This window comes from Mycolicibacter sinensis (assembly GCF_001667945.1).
Taxonomy (GTDB): Bacteria; Actinomycetota; Actinomycetes; order Mycobacteriales; family Mycobacteriaceae; genus Mycobacterium; species Mycobacterium sinense_B.
The window spans coordinates 19786-38786 of sequence record NZ_LZJK01000034.1; the positions used below are offsets into that span (position 1 = coordinate 19786).

At 68.3% G+C, this 19001-nt stretch carries 16 protein-coding genes; 9 read left to right on the top strand and 7 right to left on the bottom strand.

Annotated features, from left to right (window positions below):
• Positions 1-19 precede the first annotated feature (19 nt).
• The 4 genes from cydC to A5694_RS03640 are packed head-to-tail and all read right to left on the bottom strand — an operon-like array spanning position 20 to position 5880.
• A complete protein-coding gene (gene cydC, locus A5694_RS03625; RefSeq protein WP_064920486.1) occupies positions 20-1666 on the bottom strand; it encodes a thiol reductant ABC exporter subunit CydC in 1647 nt (548 codons plus the stop codon).
• Positions 1653-3266: a thiol reductant ABC exporter subunit CydD gene (gene cydD, locus A5694_RS03630; protein ID WP_064920487.1), complete on the bottom strand. Its 1614-nt coding sequence runs from the start codon at positions 3264-3266 to the stop codon at positions 1653-1655. Before cydD ends, cydC begins: the two co-directional genes overlap by 14 nt.
• Before the next feature lie 56 nt (positions 3267-3322).
• Positions 3323-4375 (bottom strand): cytochrome d ubiquinol oxidase subunit II, encoded by a 1053-nt coding sequence (cydB, locus tag A5694_RS03635; protein WP_064920488.1) that lies wholly within the window; start codon positions 4373-4375, stop codon positions 3323-3325.
• 20 nt (positions 4376-4395) lie between these two features.
• Positions 4396-5880, bottom strand: coding sequence for a cytochrome ubiquinol oxidase subunit I (locus tag A5694_RS03640; RefSeq protein WP_064920489.1), 1485 nt, complete (start codon positions 5878-5880; stop codon positions 4396-4398).
• Positions 5881-6018: 138 nt separating this feature from the next.
• Here A5694_RS03640 and A5694_RS03645 point away from each other — a divergent pair, with 138 nt between their 5' ends.
• Complete coding sequence (locus A5694_RS03645; RefSeq protein WP_064920490.1) at positions 6019-6771, top strand: SCO6745 family protein; 753 nt, start codon at positions 6019-6021, stop codon at positions 6769-6771.
• 1 nt (position 6772) lies between these two features.
• On the opposite strand, the gene A5694_RS03650 is transcribed toward A5694_RS03645, so the two are convergent.
• Entirely contained in the window at positions 6773-7663 is an 891-nt protein-coding gene (locus A5694_RS03650; RefSeq protein ID WP_064920491.1) for an IclR family transcriptional regulator, read from the bottom strand.
• Positions 7664-7738: 75 nt separating this feature from the next.
• On the opposite strand from A5694_RS03650, the gene A5694_RS03655 reads away from it, so the two are divergent.
• Genes A5694_RS03655 through A5694_RS03675 form a run of 5 tightly spaced genes read left to right on the top strand, consistent with a single transcriptional unit; the run spans position 7739 to position 13252 of the window.
• Positions 7739-8674: an SDR family NAD(P)-dependent oxidoreductase gene (locus tag A5694_RS03655; RefSeq protein WP_207515912.1), complete on the top strand. Its 936-nt coding sequence runs from the start codon at positions 7739-7741 to the stop codon at positions 8672-8674.
• On the top strand, positions 8671-9474 hold the full coding sequence (locus A5694_RS03660; protein ID WP_064920493.1) for an acetoacetate decarboxylase family protein: 804 nt from the start codon (positions 8671-8673) through the stop codon (positions 9472-9474). The genes A5694_RS03655 and A5694_RS03660 overlap by 4 nt, the downstream gene beginning before the upstream one ends.
• Positions 9475-9478: 4 nt before the next feature.
• Positions 9479-10693, top strand: a complete 1215-nt coding sequence (locus A5694_RS03665) for an amidohydrolase family protein (RefSeq protein WP_064920494.1) — start codon at positions 9479-9481, stop codon at positions 10691-10693.
• Positions 10647-11975, top strand: a complete 1329-nt coding sequence (locus tag A5694_RS03670) for an amidohydrolase family protein (RefSeq protein WP_428844252.1) — start codon at positions 10647-10649, stop codon at positions 11973-11975. The genes A5694_RS03665 and A5694_RS03670 overlap by 47 nt, the downstream gene beginning before the upstream one ends.
• Positions 11976-11983: 8 nt before the next feature.
• On the top strand, positions 11984-13252 hold the full coding sequence (locus A5694_RS03675; RefSeq protein ID WP_064920496.1) for an amidohydrolase family protein: 1269 nt from the start codon (positions 11984-11986) through the stop codon (positions 13250-13252).
• Between the two features lie 10 nt (positions 13253-13262).
• Here A5694_RS03675 and A5694_RS03680 read toward each other — a convergent pair whose 3' ends face one another.
• Both A5694_RS03680 and A5694_RS03685 read right to left on the bottom strand, forming a co-directional pair.
• The gene (locus A5694_RS03680; RefSeq protein ID WP_064920497.1) at positions 13263-14444 is read right to left on the bottom strand and encodes an acyl-CoA dehydrogenase family protein; all 1182 of its coding nucleotides are present in this window, start codon (positions 14442-14444) and stop codon (positions 13263-13265) included.
• 96 nt (positions 14445-14540) lie between these two features.
• A complete protein-coding gene (locus A5694_RS03685) occupies positions 14541-15110 on the bottom strand; it encodes a TetR/AcrR family transcriptional regulator (protein ID WP_082952488.1) in 570 nt (189 codons plus the stop codon).
• A 125-nt stretch (positions 15111-15235) separates the two neighbouring features.
• On the opposite strand from A5694_RS03685, the gene A5694_RS03690 reads away from it, so the two are divergent.
• The 3 genes from A5694_RS03690 to A5694_RS03700 are packed head-to-tail and all read left to right on the top strand — an operon-like array spanning position 15236 to position 18968.
• The gene (locus A5694_RS03690; protein WP_064920498.1) at positions 15236-15706 is read left to right on the top strand and encodes a hypothetical protein; all 471 of its coding nucleotides are present in this window, start codon (positions 15236-15238) and stop codon (positions 15704-15706) included.
• Entirely contained in the window at positions 15703-16146 is a 444-nt protein-coding gene (locus A5694_RS03695) for an MmpS family transport accessory protein (protein ID WP_064920499.1), read from the top strand. The genes A5694_RS03690 and A5694_RS03695 overlap by 4 nt, the downstream gene beginning before the upstream one ends.
• 26 nt (positions 16147-16172) lie before the next feature.
• A complete protein-coding gene (locus A5694_RS03700) occupies positions 16173-18968 on the top strand; it encodes an RND family transporter (RefSeq protein WP_064920500.1) in 2796 nt (931 codons plus the stop codon).
• The last annotated feature ends 33 nt before the right edge of the window (positions 18969-19001 follow it).

Below are 19001 nucleotides of genomic sequence, written 5' to 3' on the forward strand. Positions count from 1 at the left end.
TGAGGCTGACCAGAGCACCCTAGCGCGCCACCGCAGCACCAGCGATGTCGAGGCGCCGACACCGAGCCCCGCCGGGCAGGTGATGAGTCGCCACCACCACGGTGCGCTCCGCGCCGAACAGGCCCGGGGACTGCAGCACGGCGCGCAGCAGGTCGTCCGCGTCGGCGGCGTCGAGATGCTCGGTCGGTTCGTCGAGCAACACGATCCGGGCGGGGGACAGCATGGCCCGGGCCAGCAACAACCGCCGGCGCTGACCCGCCGACAGGTCGTGGGCCCCGCCGGGCAAGACGGTGGCCAAACCGTCCGGCAGCCCCGCCAGCCACCTGCCGAGGCCGACCCGGTCGAGCGCGGCGACCAGTTCGTCGTCGTGGCAGTCGCCACGCACCACCAGAAGATTGTCCCGGACGGTGGTGGCGAACAGATGCGCGTCCTCGGCGAAGAAGCCGACAGCCGCCCGTAACCGGTCCTCGGGGAGTTCCTGCAGCGCGGTACCGTCCAGGTCCACTTGCCCGCCCCGCGGTGCCAGCAGGCCGGCCACGGTCATCAGCAGGGTGGTCTTGCCGGCCCCGCTCGGCCCGGTGATCGCCAATCGGTCACCGGGGGCCAGATCCAGCCGCACCCGCACCGCGTGGTCCTCGCGGTGCCCGCAGCGCACATCGGCGCGCAGCCGGCGGCCGGCGACCGGGTGGGGGTGCGCCGCAACGGGCGCCTGCTCCGGCGGTGCCACCTCGATCAGTCGCCGCGCCGCGATCCGCGAACGAGTCAGCTGGATCGCGGCGGCCGGTAAGGCGGTGGTGGCCTCAAACGCCGACAGCGGCAACAACATCAGGATCGCCACCGTGGTGGGTGCCACGGTGCCCGCGAGCCCGATCCCGGCCACCAGGGCCCCCAGCACGCTGACCCCGATGGCGGCGGTGGGCATCGCGGCCGCGACCGCGGCCGGACGGGCGGCGGCGTCCACGGCCGCAGCCCAGGAGCGCTGCCGGCGCTGCGATTCGGCGATGACGGCGGGCAGGCGCCCGGCGATGCGCAGCTCGGGCGCGTGGCCAAGCGCCAACATCGACGCGACGTCACGCTCGGCAAGGTGCTGGCGGGCCACGTCTTCTTGTGCGGCGGCGGCCCGCGCCGACAACCACGGCGCCACCACCCCGGCGATCAGCAGGCACCCGGCCAGCACGGCGGCGGCTGCCGGCGAGATCACCGCGATCGCCACGGTGGCGACCACGCTCAACACGGCCGCGACGCCGATCGGCAGCAGGGCGCGCACCAGAACATCGGCCACCGCATCGACGTCGGCGCCCACCCGCGCGACCAGCTCGCCGCTGTGCCACCGGGCCGCGGCCTCCACCGGCCCGCGGGCCAGGCGCCGATAGATCTGTGCGCGGGCCGTTCCTGCCGCACGCAGGGCAGCGTCGTGGCCGGCCAGCCGCTCGCAGTAGTGCAGGACCCCCCGGGAGATCGCCAGCGCCCGCACCGCCACCACGGCGACCGTCAGATCCAGCACCGGCGGCATCTGCCACGCGCGGGTGATCAGCCAGGCCGACACCCCGGCCAACGCCAGGGCGCTGCACAGCGACAGCACGCCGAGCGCACCGGCCAGCACCAGCCGGGGCAGCCGCGGCCGCAGCAGCCCGAAGGCGGTGCAGAGCGGATCAGAGCGGCGCATCGCCGACCCCTGCCTGACGGCGCACCGTGATGATCCGGTCGCCGATCGCCAGAACCGGTGCGCGGTGCCCGACGACCACGACCGTCGACCCGGTGCGGGCGCGCTGCACCAGGGCCGTCAGCACCCGCTGTTCGGTGGCGGCGTCCAGGTGGGCGGTCGGTTCGTCGAGCAACAGCACGGGCGCCGCCGACCCCAATGCTCGCGCCAGACCCAACCGCTGCCGCTGCCCCAACGACAACCCGACGCCGCCGCGGCCCAAGCCGGTGTGCAGGCCGTCGGGCAGTTGCGCCAGGACCGCATCGAATCCGGCTGCGGCGCAGGCGTCCTCGGCATCGACGAGTTCGCCGAACAACGCCAGGTTATCGGCGACGCTGCCCGGGATCAGGGCGGGACGCTGCGGCAGCCAGGACAACTGGCGCCACCACGCCGGGGGGTCGAGGTCGGCGATGTCGACACCGGCCACCGTGATACGTCCCGCGGTGGGCGTGGCCAGTCCGGCGATCGCCGCCACTGTGGTGCTCTTGCCCGCGCCGTTGGCTCCGGTTAGCACCGTGACACGGCCGGGCTGGATCTCCGCGGTCAGGTCGGCGGGCGCAACGCCGTCGCGGCCCGCCACGCTGAGCTGCTCAAGGCGGATCTGCGCGCCGCGTGCCGTCACGACCCGGCGCCCGGGCGTGCGCCGGTCCGGTTCGGTGATCAACGCGAATGCCTGCTCCGCGGCGGCCCGCCCGTCCTGGGCGGCGTGAAACTCCACCCCGATGCGGCGCAGCGGCCAGTACACGTCGGGCACCAACAGCAATACCGTCAATCCGGCGGTCAGGCTCATCTCCCCGAACACCAGCCGCAGCCCGATGCTCACGGCCACCACCGCCACGCCGAGGGTGGCCAGCAGTTCCAGTACCAGCGCCGACAGGAAGGCGATGCGCAAGGTGGCCATCGCCGATCGGCGGTGAGCGGCGGACAGTTCGGCGATGCGGTGCTCCGGGCCGGCGGCGCGGCCGAGCGCCCGCAGGGTGGGGATGCCGGCGATCAGATCCAGCAGCCGGGCCTGCAGCGTCGTCATGGCCGCCAGGGCCGCCGCCGACCGGTCCGCGGTGGCCAGGCCGATCAGCACCATGAACGCCGGGATCAGCGGCAAGGTGATCGCCACCAGCAGGGTGGCTTTGCGGTCGTAGCAGGCGATCACCACCACGGTGGCCGGGGTAAGGACCGCAGCCAGCACCAGCGCGGGCAGGTAGGCGGTGAAGTAGGGACGCAGACCGTCCAGGCCTCGGGTGACCACCGCTGCCGCCGCGTCGCGGTCGGCGGCGAGCCGGTTGGGGGAGCGCGCGGTGACCGCGGCGAGCACCTGCCCGCTCAGGTCGGCGATCACCGCGCTGGCCCCACGCTGGCCCAGCCGCGCCTGGGCCCACTGCGCCACGGTGCGCACCGTCCACACCCCCAGCAGCACCGCCAGCAACGGCGCCCAGCGCCCGACGCTGCGGGTGGACGGATCCGTGATCACATGAGACACAATGTGCGCCAACAGGATCGCCGATCCGATCGCACAGACCGAAATCAGTGCACCCCAGCTCACCGTGGCGGCCAGGAAGCGGCGCACCTGCGTTGAGGCCCGCCACAGACGCGGGTCCAGCGGGGCCCGCGAACCCCGGGTAGTCAGGACGGCTGCCTCGCCAACCCGATGGACGGCGGGATCTGTTCGGCCGAGATCCGTTGGCGGAACACCCAATACGTCCAGCCTTGATACACCATGGCCAGCGGGGCGAAGATCACCGCCGCCCAGGTCATGATCTTCAGCGTGTAGGGAGTCGACGACGCGTTGTAGATCGTCAGGCTCCACTGCGGATCCAGGGTGGAGGGCACCAGCGCCGGGTACAGCGAGCCGAACAGCAGGATCACCACTGCAGCCACTACCAGCGCGGTGCAGGTGAACGCCCAGCCGTCCGACACCCGGCGCCACACCAGCAGCACCGCCGCCAGCTGGGCGATGAGGGCGAACGCCAGCACCAGCGAGGTCCATCGGGTGCCGTGCGCCAGCTGGGTCCACACCCCGAAGGCGGCGACCAGTGCGGTCACCGGCAGCGCCAACCAGACCGCGAAGCGGTGCGCATCGTCGCGGATGGCGCCGGCAGTCTTCAGCGCGGTGAACACCGCGCCGTAGAACAGGAACAACCCACCGGTGGCCAGCCCGCCCAGCAGCGTGTAGGCGTTGATCACGTCGCCGACCGTCAACCGGACGTGATGGTCGGCATCGACCGGCAGGCCCTGGACCAGGGCCGCGAACGCCACTCCCCACAGAATCGCGGGAAGCCAGGATCCGGCGGCGATCCCGCGATCCGCCCACGCCCGCCAACTCGGGTCGTCGATCTTGCCGCGCCACTCGATCGCCACGACGCGCACGATCATGCCGAGCAGGATCGCCAGCAGGGGCAGGTACAGCGTCGAGAACACGGTGGCATACCAGCCCGGGAAGGCGGCGAACATCGCTCCGCCGGCGGTGATCAACCAGACCTCGTTGCCATCCCAGACCGGGCCGATGGTGTTCAGTGCCGCACGGCGGTGCGCCTCGGGGTCACCGGATCTATGCGGTGGTCCGACCCGGCCGAATGGTGCCATCAGCATCCCCACCCCGAAGTCGAAGCCCTCCAGGATGAAGAAACCGAGGAACAGGAAAGCGACCAGCACAAACCACACCTGTTGCAGTCCCACTCCGGTGACCTCCTTGCAAGTCAGTAGGCGAACGACAGCGGCGCCACCTCGTCGTCGGCGGGCGGCGCCGGCGGCGCGGGTTCGGCGTCGTGCTCCTGCGGTCCCTCGACGACGTAGCGCTTGATCAACCAGAACCAGATCACCGCAAGCACCGCATAGACCAGCGTGAACAACACCAGGGAGGTGACGACTACGCCGACGGAGTTGCCCGAGACCCCCTCGGCCACCGTGAGACGCACATTCTGATCGCCGGTCGGATTGGGGACCACGACCCAGGGCTGGCGGCCCATCTCGGTGAACACCCAGCCGGCGCTGTTGGCCAGGAACGGGGTGGGGATGCTCAAGAGCGCAAACCAGGCGAGCCAGCGTTGATTCGGGATCTGGCCGCGGCGAGTCAACCACAACGCGACCATCGCGAAGGCCACCGGTACCAGCAGCAGGCCGATCATCGCGCGGAACGACCAATAGGTGACGAACAGGTTCGGCCGGTAGTCGCCCGCGCCGAACTGCTGTTCGTAGCGCTGCTGGATATCGCGGACACCCTCGAGCCGAACGTCGCTGAACCGGCCCTCGGCCAGGAACGGCAGCACGTAGGGCACCTCGACCACTCGCGTGAGGTGGTCGCAGTTGTTCTGCCGGCCGACGGTCAGGATCGAGAAATGCGGATCGGTGGCGGTGTCGCACAACGATTCCGCCGAGGCCATCTTCATCGGCTGCTGGACGAACATCAGCTTGCCCTGGATGTCGCCGGTGAAGAACAGCCCGACTGCCGCGACTAGCGCGACCCAACACCCCAGGATGGTTGCTGGGCGATACATACTGGCCGCGTCGACGCCGGCGGCGTGCGGGCCGCCGCCGCCCGCGGCGACACCCGCTCGCGACCGCACCATCCACCAGGCGCAGACCGCGGCGACGAACGTCCCCGCGGTCAGGAACGCGCCCGCGACCGCGTGCGACAACGCGGCCTGGGCGGTGTTGTTGGTGAACAGCGCCATGATGCTGTCCAACTCGGCACGCTTGGTCTCCGGATTGAAATGCGCCCCGACCGGGTGCTGCATGAACGAATTGGCGGCGATGATGAAGAACGCCGAAGCGTTGGTGGCGATGGCGACGACCCAGATGCACAACAGGTGCACCACTCGCGGCAACCGGTCCCAGCCGAAGATCCACAGGCCGATGAAGGTGGATTCGAAGAAGAAGGCGGCCAGGCCCTCCATGGCCAGCGGTGCGCCGAATACGTCGCCGACGAACCGCGAGTATTCGCTCCAGTTCATCCCGAACTGGAATTCCTGGACGATCCCGGTGGCGACGCCGAGCGCGAAGTTGATCAAGAACAGCTTGCCGAAGAACTTGGTGAGCCGGTACCAGGCGACGTTGTCGGTGAGCGTCCACACCGTCTGCATCACCGCCACCAGCGGCGCCAAACCGATGGTCAGCGGCACGAAGATGAAGTGGTAGACGGTGGTGATCCCGAATTGCCACCGCGATACGTCGACGACGTCCATGGGCGATCTCCCGGAGCTGCAGAGCAGGTGCTACGACAGAGTGTAGTAGTAATGCCGAGCCGGCACTAGTTTGTTATGGAGCCAGTAGGATCCGGGCCGGTGATGCGCGATGAGACACCCGAAGAAGGAGTCGAACCCATGAGCGATATCGAAACCTCGGCCGCGGCCGCCGGAGCGGCGATGGAGCAGGCCGTCGCGGTGTTCATGCTCCACCCGGAGACCTTCGCCGACAGCATCGCCGCCGGGTACCAGAATCCGCTGGCCGGCTACGTTGCCGGACGCGCCGGAGTACTGGGCGAGACCACCGGGGCCACCGTCGGCGCGGTGTTCGCGGTGTTCGAACCGACCGCGCTGAGCGCGATGTGGGACGACGGCGTCGCGGTGCGCGGCGCGGCTGGTGCGGCGCAACAGTATTGGGCCCAAACGGCTGAATTCGGCCGCAAGTACCTCGCCGATGCCCAGGGGCTGGACCGGATCACCGCACTGGGGGAGAAGGTCGTCGCCGCGACGCCGATCGCCGGGCTGCCGCTGTTCGCCGGCTGGCGCGCCATGCCGCTGGCCGACGACGCTGCCGCGCGGGCGCTGCAGGTGATGTTCATCCTGCGTGAACTGCGGGCCGGCGTGCACTTCAACGCGCTTGCGATCTCCGGCATCACCCCGATCGAGGCGCACATGCTCAACAAGGGACCGCAGTACGCCGCGATGTTCGGCTGGCCCGAACCGTTCCCGGACGGCGCGGACAAGAAGGACCGCTACGACCAGATCGAACAGGCGACCAACCGGCGTATGGCGGAGCTGTTCGCAGCCGCCCTGACCGCGACCGAAGCCGAGGAGCTGGCCCGGTTGAGCACCGACGCGCTGGCGTCGTTGCAGGCCGCCGTTCCGGGCTGAGCTAGCCCGCAGTCTCGTCGGCGAGAGCGGCGCTGAGCCGGCGGGTCGCGGCGTGCAGCTGCGTTCCCAGCCGGGTGACTGCCGCGCCGCTCAGCGGGTCGGCGCTGGGAACCAGGCTCAACATCAGCGCGATACGGGATCCCGGCCCCAGGATGGGCGAGTCGATGTGGCTGACCTTGTAGCTGCGGTCGGGAGCGAGGCTGGCCGGGAACCAATCCTCGGTGTGGATCAGTTCGTCGGTCAACGCCTGCGCCAGCTGGCTCAGGCGGGTGGAACGCACCTCGGCGCTGCGCACGATCAGCGCCAATTCCTGCAGGCGTAGGTCGGGCAGGATGTGCAGCCCGACCGCGTAGCCACGTTGTTCGGCGGCGGCCAGCGCCTGGCGGTAGCGGTGGCGTACGTCCGCGGGCAGCGCGGCCAGCCACCGCTCCCGCGCACCCGGGCCCGACCAGGCCACGATCGACGCCCCGTAGGGCGGGCGGTGCGGAAACTGGGTGCCGATGGGCATCGGGTGACCGCCGCCCTGGGGGCTGCGGACCTGATCGACGACGGTGGAGTAGTCGTCGCTCACCGAGAAGGCGACGCAGTGCGCACCGGTGGTCGCCGACAGCTCGGACATCGCCGAGCGGGCCAGCACCAGGGCCGGGTAGCGGCCGGACGCCTCGCGGCCGAGCCGGACCAGAGCGGGGCCGAGGTGGTAGGTCTTGCGAACCGGGTCGCGTAGCAGCCACCCGGCCCGCAGTAGTTCGGCCAGCATCGAGTGGCAGCTGGCCTTGTGGACGCTCAAATGGCGCGATATCTCGGCCAGCGTCATGCCCTCGTTCCTCAGATCCGCCAGGTGGTCGAACAGGTTCACGACCCGCTCGGTCTGCGGGGAGGGACGCGGCGCCATGGGACAACCGTAGCCCGGCAGTCGCATAGTGCGACTCCTTGCGGTGGTATACGCGACCATGTGACGATGGCCACAATGATGGACCTTCGGGGCAAGGTAGCGGTCGTAACCGGTGGAGCCGGCGGCATCGGCCGGGCGATGGGCAGGCGCTTCGGCCAGGAAGGCATGAGCGTGGTGCTCGCCGATGTCCTCGCCCAACCGCTGGAAGAGGCGACCCGGGTCCTGACCGACGAGGGCATTGCGGCCGTCGGGGTGGTCACCGACGTCACCGACTACTCCTCGGTCGAGTCGCTGGCCAAGGAGGCGTTGGCACGCTTTGGTGCCGTCCATGTGGTGTGCAACAACGCCGGCACCGGAGCGGTCTCCGAGGGCTACCTGTGGGAGCACGACCTGGCCGATTGGCGCTGGGGAATCGACGTCAACGTGCTGGGCGTCATCCACGGCATCAAGGCTTTCGTGCCGATCCTGCTCGAGCAGGGCGAGGGGCACGTCGTCAACACCTGCTCGGGCAACGGTGGGTTCGCGCCGATCGCCCGCGGGGCCATGGGCGGGCCGGCCACCGCCGTCTACCCGATGACCAAGGCGGCGGTGCTCTGCCTGACCGAAAGCCTCTACAGCCACCTGGAGATGACCGGGACACGGGTACGGGCGCATGTCCTGTTCCCGGGCGGGTTTTTGAACACCGGCATCTGGGAGTCGTGGCGGCACCGCCCGCAGCGCTACGCCGCCACCCAGCAACGGCGCACCCCCGAGGCGACCCTGGCAGCGGTGGTGGCCCGCTTCGAGGCCGCCGGCGCACATGTCGAGTTCACCCCGCTCGAGACCGTCGCCGATCAGGTCGTGGACGGAATACAAGCGGACCGCTTCTGGATGATGGGCCCGCCCACCGCCTCGGATCAGGTCGTGGCCAGCAAGGCGGCGTCGATTCTCGCGCGCGGCGAGCCCGACTACTTGGTTGACGTCCTGGGCCGGCACGCCCAGAACGCGACGGAGGAAGGAGAAAAGCGTTGAGCGCCACTGCAGTACGCTACGGCCCTCGTCCACCCGAGGAGCGGGTCGACCACGAGATCGACGCCACCACCGCGCCGATTGCCACCGAGGCGGTGACCATCACCTATCTCACCGATCCGGAGATCGTCGCGGCCGTGCTGCCCAAACCGCTGGCACCGGCCGCCGAACCGCTGGTGCGCATCCAGGTCCAGCGGGTGCGGCTGACGGGCAGAGCGCCGTTCGGGTCGGCGGTGTTCTCGGTGACCGCCCGGCACGGCGACACCGAGGGCGACTATCCGCTGTTCATGCCCCAGTCCACCGAACAATCGGTCACCGGCGGACGCGAAACCTTCGGCGAGCCCAAGAAACTGGCCCACATCGAGGTCGAGCGCGACGGCGACCGCGTCACCGCGGGTGTGGACCGGCTGGGCCACCAGCTGATCCGGGTGAGCGGCCGGGTGACCGGTCCGGGACAGTTGCCTCCCGACCAGGTGAACACCGAGTTCTACTTCAAGTTCCTGCGTGCCCCCGACGGCGGCGGCATCACCGACCCGCACCTGGTCTACGGCGAATACCACCGGCACTACGAGTTAATGGAGACGATCGAGGGTACGTGCGAGTTAGGAGACTCCCCGCTGGATCCGGTGGCCGACATCGTGATCCGCGAGCTCCGGTCGATCACCTGGTGTCGCCGCCGCACTATCCAGGTGGGGCGGATCGTGGAGCGGGTTCCGGCCGAATGGCTGCTGCCCTACGTGCATCAGCGCTACGACGATGTGGCCCTGCTGGCCGCCCCCAGCCCCGAGTCGGCGCGGGCATAAGCGCATGGACCGCTACACCGTCATCTCGGCCGACTGTCACGCCGGTGCCGACCTGCTCGACTATCGCCAGTACCTGGATCCGGGCTACCGCGACGAATTCGACGGCTGGGCCAAGGAATACGTCAACCCGTTCGGCGACCTCACCGAGCCGGAGGCTGAGCGCAACTGGAACAGTGAGCGACGCAACGCCGACCTGGACACCGAAGGCATTGCCGGCGAAGTCATCTACCCCAACACCGTCCCGCCGTTTTTTCCCCAGGGGAGCCTGGCCGCTCCACCGCCAGAGACCGCCCGCGAACTCGAACTGCGCTGGGCCGGCTTGCGTGCGCACAATCGCTGGCTGGCAGACTTCTGCGCCCTATCGCCTGAGCGGCGCGCCGGGGTCGGCCAGATCCTGCTCGGCGACCTTGACCAAGCCGTCGCCGAAATAGCGCAGATCGCCAAACTCGGATTGCGCGGCGGTGTGCTGCTGCCTGGGGTCGCCCCGGGCACCGGCATCCCCCCGCTCTACGCCGAGCACTGGGCACCGTTGTGGGCTGCCTGCGACGAAGCGGGGGTGGTGGTCAACCACCACGGTGGCAACGCCGGACCATCCCCGATCGACGGGTGGGGCAGCTCGTTCGCCGTCTGGGTGTATGAGACCCATTGGTGGGCGCATCGGGCGTTGTGGCACCTGGTCTTCAGCGGTGTCCTGGATCGTCATCCAGACCTCACCGTGGTCTTCACCGAGCAGGGCGCCGGGTGGATACCGGCGACACTCGACTCGCTCGACGTCGCGGCTGCCCGCTATGCGCGACCGAGCTCGGCGATCGCCCGCTTCGCCGGGCCCACCGCCGGCTCCCTGAGCCGCCAACCCAGCGAGTACTGGTTCCGGCAGTGCTACGTCGGCGCCAGCTTCATGCGCCCCATCGAGTGCGCGCAGCGGCACGCCATCGGCGTCGAGAAGATCATGTGGGGTAGCGACTACCCGCACTACGAGGGAACCGCGCCCTATACCCGGGAAGCGTTGCGCTACACCTTCGCCGGCGTCCCGCCGGCCGAAGTGGCGGCCATGGTGGGCGGCAATGCAGCGGCTGTCTACCGCTTCGACCTGGCGGCTCTGGCGCCGTTGACGGCCCGCATCGGCCCGACCGTGGCCGAGGTCGCCGAGCCGCTGGCCGAGGTGCCCGCCGATGCGAGCAGCACCGTGTTCGAGCCCGACCCCATCCGCACCTGGTAGCGAAAGGCTAACTGTGAAACCGTATCTGATCATCTCCGCCGACACTCACGCCGAACTCCCGACCGAGCGATACCGCGAGTACGTCGACCTCGAATACGCCGAGGACTTCGAGGCGTACCTGGCCGAGAAGACCGCCGCGGCCAAGGCCGGTGGATTCATCGACGAGGAATTCGCCCACGAGTGGTTCTCCGAGCACGGTGACGGAATCGCCGGCGGATGGGATGTCGCCCTGCGGGACCGGGAACTCGACGGTGACGGAGTGGTCGGCGAGGTCATCTTCCCCGACGCCGATGCGGTGACCGGAGTTGCCGGGGCTCCGTTCGGGGCGGGCCTGGGCCAGTCGGGAGACCTCGACCCGGGGCGCGCTATGGCCGGAGCGCGGGCCCACAACCGCTGGCTGGCCGAGCTGTGCAGCCACAGCCCCGAGCGCCGCGCCGGGGTTGCGGTGGTTCCGATCCTGGCGGATGTCGACGCGGCGGTGGCCGAGATCACCCGCGCGGCAGAATCCGGCCTGCGGGGCGGGATCCTGATCCCGGCACGCTGGGTCGGCTACCCGCCGTACCACGACCGGCGCTACGACAAGGTGTGGGCGGCCTGCCAGGACCTGCAGATGCCGGTGCACACCCACTCCGGGCCCGCCCCGCAAGAGGAGTACGGCGGGCACCTGGGCATCTATGTCACCGAAGTGCGCTGGTGGGGTGCGCGGCCGTTGTGGTTCGCGTTGTGGTCGGGGGTGTTCGAGCGCTTTCCCGGGCTGCGCTGGGGGGTCACCGAATGCGGTGCTTTCTGGGCCAATGATCTGCTCTGGCTGATGGACACCCGGTTTCTGCGTGAGCACTCGGCCAAGAAGATGAGCCGCCAGATGGAGGGCGATCTGACGATGCCGCCGTCGGCCTACTTCGACCGGAACTGTTTCATCGGGGCCACCACCACCGAGCGTAGGGAACTGGCCCGACGCTACGAGATCGGCGTCTCCAACTTGCTGTGGGGCAACGATTTTCCGCACCCGGAGGGGACGTGGCCGCACACCCGCGACTGGCTGCGGCGTTCCTTCTGGGACATCCCGGTCGAGGAGACCCGGCAGATGCTGGGCCTGGCGGCGGCCGAGCTGTACAACTTCGATCTGGACGCGCTGGCGCCGCTGGCTGAGCGCATCGGCCCCACCCCGCAGGACCTCGGGCAAGACGATGCGGTGAGCATCCCCAAGTGGGAGGCAGCCCGACAGGCCGGCCGACACTGGCTGACCGACGCCGAGCCGATCCCCGACCTGGTGCAGAACTGAGGACACCCATGGCTGCAACTTCTGATGACCGCTACGTCGTGATCTCCACGGACACCCACGCCGGAGCCGACCTCTACGGCTACAAGCCATATCTGCCCGCCTCACTGCACGACGAGTTCGACGCCTGGGCCAAGGCCTATGCCAGCCCGTTCGACGACCTGATCGTCGCCACCGCCAACCGCAACTGGGACCACGACCTGCGGATTACCGAAATGGACGACGACGGGGTCGCCGCAGAGGTACTGCTGCCCAACACCGTTCCACCGTTCTTCCCGACCACTCCCAACATCACCATCAACCTGCCGCGCACGCGTGCGGAGTTCGAGAAGCGCTGGGCCGGCGTGCAGGCCCACAACCGTTGGCAGGTCGACTTCTGCGGGCTGGCGCCGACCCGGCGTCGCGGCCTGATACAGGTCTTTCCCAACGACATCGAGCTGGCGCTCACCGAGATTCGTTGGGGCGCCGCGCAGGCCTGCTTCGGCGGTGTGCTGATCCCGCCGGTATCGCCGGGGGACCCGCAGGTGGCCCCGCTGTTTCACACACGCTACGAGCCGATCTGGGAACTATGCGCGGACCTGGATCTGACGGTGGTGCAGCACGCCGGCGCGGGCAGTCCCGAGATGCCGATGGACCAGCCGGCCTCCAACGCGGTACTGATCACCGAGATGGCACTGTGGGCGCAGCGCACGCTGAGCCACCTCATCCTCGCCGGGGTCTTCGAGCGGCATCCGACGCTACGGTTCGTACCGACCGAGCAGGGCACCCTGTGGGTGCAACAGCAACTGATGATGCTCGACGCCATGGTGCCCACGATGAAGTCCGAGGCGAACAATCGCACCTACGGGATGTTCGGCGGATCATCCGTCGACGAAATGACCCTGGCTCCCAGCGAATACGCCCGCCGGAACTGCTATTTGGCCAGCGAGCTGACACCCTACGACGTGGCGACGATCGATTACCTGGGCGCTGACCACATCATGTGGGGCAGTGATTATCCCCATGAGGAGGGTTTCACCCCGCATTCCAAACTGGCCATCCGCTGGGCTTTGCATGACCGGACGCAAGACGAGTGCCGCAGGATCCTCGGCGGCACCGCAGCTCGGCTGTACCGGTTCGACCTCGATGCACTGGCGCCCGTTGCCGCCAAGATCGGACCCACTGTCACCGAAGTGGCAACACCGTTGGGTGACACCGGTTACGTGGCCCCCGGCGGGTTCGGCTACCGGCCATTCGAGGGTGGGCTGGCACTGAAGCGGCTGGCCCCGGCACGCCGCTAGGGCCAACGTTTTAGATCATGGCCCGCAACGGGCCCTCCGGTTCGATGCCCAAGGAGCTCAGCGCGGAGGCGTGGAATGTGGTGCCGGGCACGTGGATCGCGTGATTGAGCCCGGCGTGTGCGTCGCGCCAATACCGTTGCAGCGGTTTGTCCATCCGCAACGCGTTGCCACCGGAGCGGGCGAAGATCTGGTCGACGGCCCCCACCGCACGCCACACCGCACGCACCTGGGTGCGGCGTCCGGCGGCGCGGTCGGCGAGGCCGACCTCCTTGCCGGCGGCGACCATGTCGTAGATCCGGTCGACGTTGGCCAGCAACTCCTGGCGGGCGGCGTTGATATCCGCGGCCGCCTCGCCGATCGCGTACATCACGTAAGGATCGTCTTTGATCGCGGTCCCGGTGGCGCTCACCCGCGCCCGCTGATAGTCCAGATGGGCGGCCAGTGCCCCTTCGGCGATACCGATCACCGCCGAGGAGATCCCGAGCGGAAACATCGTCGACCACGGCATCAGATACAGCGGGTCGGTCATCCCGGCGTCGCGCTGAGCGCTGCCGTCCATCACCTTGAGGCCGTCCATCGTGCGGTAGTCGGGGACGAACGCGTCTTTGACGATGACGTCTTTGGAGCCGGTTCCCCGCAGCCCCACCACATCCCAGGAGTCGTCGACGATCTCGTAGTCGGTGCGCGGCAGGATCATGTGCAAAATGGCCGGCGGCATGACCGGGATACCGTCGGCGCCGCCGACCATGGCGCCCAGAATGATCCAGTCACAGTGGTCGGTGCCGGAACTGAACTGCCACCGGCCGTTGAACAGGTACCCCCCATCGACCGGCTTGGCTACGCCCTGCGGCGCATACGGCGAGGCCATCCAGGTGTCGATGTCGTCGGCCCATACCTCGTCACCGACCCGCGGGTCGGCATAGGCCAATTGGTAGGGGTGCACGCCGACCACACCGGTGACCCAGCCCGCTGAGGGGTCCAGCGCCGCGGTGGCCATCACCGTTTCCGCCCATTCACGGGGGTGCACCTGGTACCCGCCGTGCTTGGCTGACTGCAACAGCCGGATCGAGCCGGCGTCCTTCATCGCCTTGACCGTCTGATCGGTCAGCCGACCGATCTTCTCGGCTTCGCCGGCCTGCTCGCGCAACTGGTCGGCGATCTCCATCAGCCGGTCGATCACCCGCTCACCCATATCGTCGTCCTTAGGTTGTGGACTGGAAAAACGATGGTCTGCTGCAGGTGATGATGACACCGTCGACGGCCGGTGTCTGGCGAAAAGAAACGGAGATCAGCCGGCCGCCACGCCGCGCTCGAAGATGCGGATGAGCGACGGCACGATGCTGTGGCGCGGCACGGTGCCGTGTGCGGCTTCGCTGCATGCCTTGACCAGCATGCCGAACAGGGCGATCCGGATCCACTCGGGTGTCAGCCCGGGGTCGAAGGCCCCCTCTTGCTGACCGCGGATGATCAGTTCGAGGACCGGCGCGGAGTTCGGCAGATGCTCGGCCGGGATGTCGCGCAGGACGGCGGGATCGGCGAACAGGAACACGATGCGATCGCCCTCGGGGGCGAGCGTGGTGATCACCCGGCGCATCGCGTCGATCGCTGGGCCTTCTGCGGTGGCCGCGGCGGCGAGGATGCTGCTGATGACACGGATGGAATCCAGGGTGGTTTCGTAGATCAGCCGGTCCCTGTCGGCGAAATAGCGATGCAGGGTGGAGCGGGCGACCTGGGCGGCCGCGGCGATCTCGGGCAGCGTGGCGGTGCGGTCTCGGGCGAGCACGGATGCCGTGGCCTCGAGGATCGCCGCCCGGGTGCGCGATTGCGCACCGGTCAGCTCCCGGCCATCGACGTCCATTCCACGATGATAGCCGCAAGCACGCCCAGTTATGAGACGTTGACGTCCGATTATTAGACGTGTAGTTTCCATCGCCGGATGTTGCGTTCGCTAAGGGGTGCGCCGCGGAGAGGGCTGAGGGCGGAATGAACTGGAATATGTTCGGCACGAACTGGCGCTTGTTCGGGGACCTGGCCGTCGGCGCCTTCGTGGCGCTGCTGCTGTTTGTGACCGGGGTCTTCCTCTACATCCGGCGCTTGCAGAGTCGCCCGCCGCTGCCGATCAGCGAAGGGATCGGGGCCCGAAAGGCAGTGCTGGCCAAGGTGCGCAAGCGCGAACCGTTATCGGCACAAGAGCTGCAGTTCGCCACCCGCGTCATCACTGATCAGCGCACCCCGCTGGCCTTCTGCATTCCCGCCGCCATCTTCTCGCTGGGCTGTTTCTACGTGCTCGGCAGTCTGGAGCAGCTGCACGGCGCCACCCCCTCAGAGCGCACGTTCCTCGGGGTGATCCCCATGCTCGGGTCAGTCAACGTAACCGCTCAGCTTGTGCGGGCGGCCAAGCTGAAGAAGCGTCTGCCCGCGGCTGGGCACGCAGCCGAAGGGGAAGCCGAGTGAGTCCCCGCTCGCCGCGCCGGTCCCTGCTGGCGCGCATCTGGATGCCGCTGGTCGCGGTGATCGCGGTGGGCATCGGGGCACTGGGGATGTGGAAGGTGCACCAGATGTCTGCTCCCGGACCGGTTCTGACGGTCAACCTGCCCCAAGCGCCTGAGCAGTTCAACCCCAAGAGGCTCACCTACGAGGTGTTCGGATCGGTCGGGCAGGGCGCCTTGGTCTCCTACCTCGATATCGACGGGCACCCGCACACCGTCGAATTGGACGCCCTGCCCTGGACGCATCATGAGACGACGATGCTCACGGTGGTCTCGGGGAGCATCTCGGTGCAGGTGGGCGGGGAGTACGTCGGCTGCCGGATCCTCGTCGACGACGTGGTCCGCGACGAGCACACCAACACCCGGGCGAACGCCGACATCACCTGCCGGGTGAAGTCCGCATGAGCCGGCGTCGTCCGCTGGCGGCCCGGATGGTGCGGCTGCTGGCGATTCCGATCATCGTCTTCTGGGCGCTGCTGGCCGTGGTCACCAATACCTTTGTGCCGCAGGTGGAACGGGTGGCCGAGGAACTCGCCGGCCCGATGGTCCCGACGTATGCGCCCTCGCAGGCCGCGATGCTGGCGATCGGCGAGAAGTTCCAGGAATCCGACTCGACCAGCATGACGATGCTGGTGCTGGAGGCCGATCACCCGCTCGGGGACGCCGAGCACCGTTACTACGACGCGTTGGTGCGCACCCTGCAGGCCGACACCGACCATGTCCAGTACGTCATGGACACCTGGGGCAAACCGATCACCGCGGCCGGCGCCCAGAGCCTCGACGGCAGGGCTGCCTATGTGCTGCTGCGGCTGGCCGGCGACATCGGCCAGATGGAGGCCAACGACTCCGTCGCCGCGGTGCGGCACACCGTCGACACCTCCGACCCGCCGCCGGGCCTGAGCGTCTATGTCAGCGGCGCGGCGCCGCTGGCCGCCGACACCGTGGCGACCGCCAACCGGAGCCTGAACAACATCACCATCGCGACGATCTTCCTGATCATCTTCATGCTGCTGATGGTCTACCGCTCCTACGTCACCATGCTGGTCCCGCTGTTCGGCGTACTGATCCTGATGCTGGCCGCCAAGGGCGTGATCGCCGCCCTCGGCCATTTCGGCTTCATCGAGCTGTCGTCGTTCGCGGTGAACTTGGTCGTCGCGCTGACCCTGGGTGCCGGAACCGACTACGGCATCTTCTTGATGGGTCGCTATCACGAGGCACGGCTGAACGGCGAAAGCCGTGAGGAGGCGTATTACACCGCCTATCGCGGTGTGTCGCACGTGATCCTGGGCTCCGGACTGACGATCGCCGGTGCGGCCTTCTGCTTGAGCTTCGCCCGGCTGAACTACTTCAACACGATGGGGCCGGCGGTAGCCATCAGCATGGTGCTGACCGTCCTGGGGGCGTTGACGCTCGGGCCGGCCGTGCTCAGCGTCGGTAGCCTGATCGGACTCTTCGATCCCCGTCAGCAGGTCAAGGCGCGGCTGTACCGGCGGATCGCGACCAGCGTGGTGCGCTGGCCCAAGCCGATACTGACAGCCAGCGCCGCGCTGGTGGCAGCCGGCGCCGTCTTTATGCCGACCTATCAGGTCAGCTTCGACGACCGCACTTACCAGCCGCGCGATTCCGCCGCCAATCAGGGGTTCGCCGCCGCAGATCGGCACTTCCCCAAGAGCAAACTGTTTTCCGAGATGCTGATGATCGAGTCGGACCACGACATGCGCAACTCGGCGGACTTCATCTCGCTGGACCGTGCCGCCAAGGCCCTCATCCGGCTCCCCGGTGTCGCGATGGTGCAGAGCATCACCCGGCCGATGGGCCGCGCGCTGGAGCACGCGTCCCTGCCATACCTGTTCACCATGCAGGGCAGCGCCAACGGTCAGCAGCTGCCGTTCACCCGCGAGCAGAATGCCAACACCGATAAGCAGGCGCAGATCATGGGCCACACCGTCGAGGTGCTGCAGACCACGATCGCACTGACGCAGAAGCTGGCCGACGAGATGCATTCCACGGTGCTGACGATGGAGGAGATGCAGGCCCTCACCGAGCAGATGGATGAGGAGATCTCCAATCTGGACGACTTCATGCGACCGATCCGGAGCTATTTCTATTGGGAGCCGCACTGTTACGACATCCCGGTGTGCTGGGCGTTCCGGTCACTGTGGGACATGATGGACAGCGTCGACAAACTGGCCGAGAACATCAAGAACGCGGTGTCGCATCTGGAGGTCGTCGACACGCTGCTGCCCCAGTTGGTCAGCCAGCTCAACATCATGGCCGAGGACCAGATCACACTGCGGTCGCTGATCGTCAACACCTACGGCCCCTCGGACATCCAGGCCAGCAACACCGATCAGACGTTCGACGACATGATCAACGTCGGCAACGACTTCGACGCCTCCCGCAGCGACGACTTCTTCTACATACCGCGCCCGGCCTTCGACAACGAAGACATCAAGACCGGGATGCAGCTGATGATGTCGCCGGACGGCAAAGCCGCTCGATTCATCGTCACCCACGAGGGCAACGCCATGGGGCCTGAGGGCATCGAGCATGTCGAGAAGTTCCCCGACGCGATCAAGATCGCGCTCAAGGAGACCTCTCTGGCCGGCGCGAAGATCTACATCGGCGGATCCGGCTCGAACAACAAAGACATTCAGCAGTATTCGCGCTCGGATCTGCTGATCGCCGCCATCGCGGCCTTCGTGCTGATCTTCCTGATCATGCTGGTCATCACCCGGAGCCTGGTGGCCGCGTTGGTGATTCCCGGCACCGTCGCGTTCTCCTACGCCGGGGCGTTCGGGTTGTCGGTGTTGATCTGGCAGCACTTGATCGGGCTGCACCTACACTGGCTGATCCTGCCGCTGACGTTCATCATCCTGGTGGCGGTCGGCTCGGACTACAACCTGCTGCTGATCGCCCGGCTCAAAGAGGAACTCGGCGCCGGGCTCAATACCGGCCTGATCCGGGCACTGGGCAGCACCGGCGGTGTGGTGACGTCGGCGGGCCTGGTGTTCGCGTTCACCATGCTGGCAATGCTGGCCAGCGACCTGCGGACCATCGGCCAGCTCGGTTCCACGGTGTGCATCGGACTGCTGCTGGACACCTTGATCGTGCGGTCGTTCATCGTGCCGTCGCTGGTGCGCATCTACGGGCCGTGGTTCTGGTGGCCGACGATCGTGCCTTGGCGTCCGCGACGGCAGCGGGCTCAACCGCCGGCGCCGGTGTGAGGCCGGGCGCCACCCAGCGCCGCAGAGACGCGC